Annotated in this window: 3 protein-coding genes; 1 reads left to right on the top strand and 2 read right to left on the bottom strand. The window is 63.7% G+C overall.

What is annotated here, in order from left to right; all coding sequences use genetic code 11:
- Positions 1-56 precede the first annotated feature (56 nt).
- Positions 57-1268, top strand: coding sequence for a hypothetical protein (locus FJZ36_19200; protein ID MBM3217027.1), 1212 nt, complete (start codon positions 57-59; stop codon positions 1266-1268).
- Between the two features lie 10 nt (positions 1269-1278).
- Here the strand turns inward: FJZ36_19200 and FJZ36_19205 are convergent, their stop codons facing one another.
- Positions 1279-1572: a hypothetical protein gene (locus tag FJZ36_19205; protein ID MBM3217028.1), complete on the bottom strand. Its 294-nt coding sequence runs from the start codon at positions 1570-1572 to the stop codon at positions 1279-1281.
- Between the two features lie 76 nt (positions 1573-1648).
- On the bottom strand, positions 1649-1930 hold a 282-nt coding region (locus tag FJZ36_19210; GenBank protein ID MBM3217029.1), incomplete at its 5' end, for a hypothetical protein.

Here is a 1930-nt window from a genome sequence, read left to right on the forward strand (position 1 = left end):
AGCGCGCTAAGCGGGCAGCCGACTCTTGTCGCTTACTATAAACCAATCTTAGCCGCATGGCAAAGGCTCTGGTCAGGCTTCAAGCAGATGCTCGGATGCGCCGCGTTCCCGGTCGGCGTATGATCCGAGTGAGAACGCCGTCGCGGGCGTGCCCGACCGCACAGCGAAAGGAGAGCGCGACCATGAACTCCCGCGAGCGCTTCCACGCGACCTTCACCTACGGACAACCCGACCGCGTGTTCCTCTTTCCTCAATGGACATTCCACGACACCCGCCAGCGATGGCTCCGCGAGGGGATGCCCTGGGACGCCCACTTCAACACCTACTTCGGCTTCGACCGGCTCGAAACGATCCCCATCCACATGGGTCTGTTCCCGTCGCTGGAAACGAAAGTCGTCGAACAGACGGCGGAGTGGAGCGTCGTGGAAGACGAGTTCGGCGGCATCACGAAGCGCTGGACCGACCGCGAGATCGGCATGTCCCAGTGGATTCGCTACCCCATCCGCGACCGCGACACGTGGGAGCGATGGAAGCAACGTCTGAACCCGGACGCGCCCAACCGTTATCCCGAATACTGGGAGTACATCAAGAGGTGCTACACCCAACGGGACTTCCCGCTGGGCATCAACGCGGGTTCGTACTACGGCTGGATTCGGAACTGGGTCGGCATGGAGAACCTCGCGCTCTGGTACTACGACGACCCCGAACTCGTCCACGACATGACCAACTACCTCGCCGACTTCACGCTGAAACTCATTCAGCGCGCGCTCGACGAAATCCCGGATATCGACTACGCGAGCATCTGGGAAGACATGGCGATGAAGACGGGTCCGCTCATCTCGCCAGCGTTGTTCCGCGAGTTCATGATGGAGCCGCTGAAGCGCGTCACCCGGACGCTCAACGAGTACGGCATCCGCATCATCATGGTCGACAGCGACGGGAACCTCGACGACTTGATCCCGCTATGGCTCGAAGCGAACGTCAACTACATCTATCCGCTGGAAGTCGCCGCCGATTGCGACGCGCTCCGCTACCGCAGGCAGTTCGGCAAAGACGCGCTCCTGATGGGCAACATCGACAAGCGCGCGCTGCGGGACGAATGCAGCAGGAAGGATATCGAGAACGAGGTGGCGTCGAAGGTGCCCCAACTCGTCCGAGACGGCGGGTTCACGCCGATGGTCGATCACGCCGTGCCGCCCGACGTGCCGTTCGAGCACTTCAAGTACTACATGGACTTGGTGCGCGAGATGTGCACGTTCGGGAGCTGATACAGCGATTCTACCGCCATTCGTTGAACGCGCCGATGGGCTGCCCGACGTGGGGCATGTCCTGGACGTTCGGCGCTCCGTCTGCCCAGAGCACCTCGCCGGTATCGACCCGCCACAGGGCGGACAAGCCCATCCCCCAGTCCGCGTCCGTCCACTCCTCGAACGGTTTGTCCCAGAGCGAGATGTCCGGCATGTAGGCGTAGAGCCGCTCGATTCCAACCGCGTCACGGAAGACTTGGGCATGTTCCCGCCATACATCGCCGCCCGTCAGCCAGAGAAAGGGCAGGATGCCGAGGCGATGCACACCCCGATCCCTCCGCCAGTCCGGGTTGCGCTCGCGAAGGGCCCCAAGCGAGATCGCCGTTAACGGAAAGACGAGATCATACCCTCGCTGGATGACGAGGTCGGGCTGCTGCCGGGACGGGCGCACGGTTCCGTCTTGTTCCACCTCGAACTCGACGACGGCTGGCGCGATCAACGTACCGTCGCTGAGGTTGCCTCGCAGGTGGTCGAGCCGGAGCGCCGGCAGGCTTGCCTCGAGCGACGGGAAGAAGGCTTCCTGCGCGATTGAGCCGACAAGCGCGAAGTCGTACGCGGCGCGGGCGGGGTCGAGGGCGCGGGCGCTGTCGAGGGCGAGGGCGCGGGCGCGGGCGCGGTCGCGG

It is taken from the genome of Candidatus Poribacteria bacterium, from assembly GCA_016866785.1.
Classification (GTDB): Bacteria; Poribacteria; WGA-4E.

Coding starts and splice junctions, on each gene's coding strand:
- FJZ36_19200 (MBM3217027.1), top strand. CDS start 57: ATGGCAAAGGCTCTGGTCAGGCTTCAAGCAGATGCTCGGATGCGCCGC.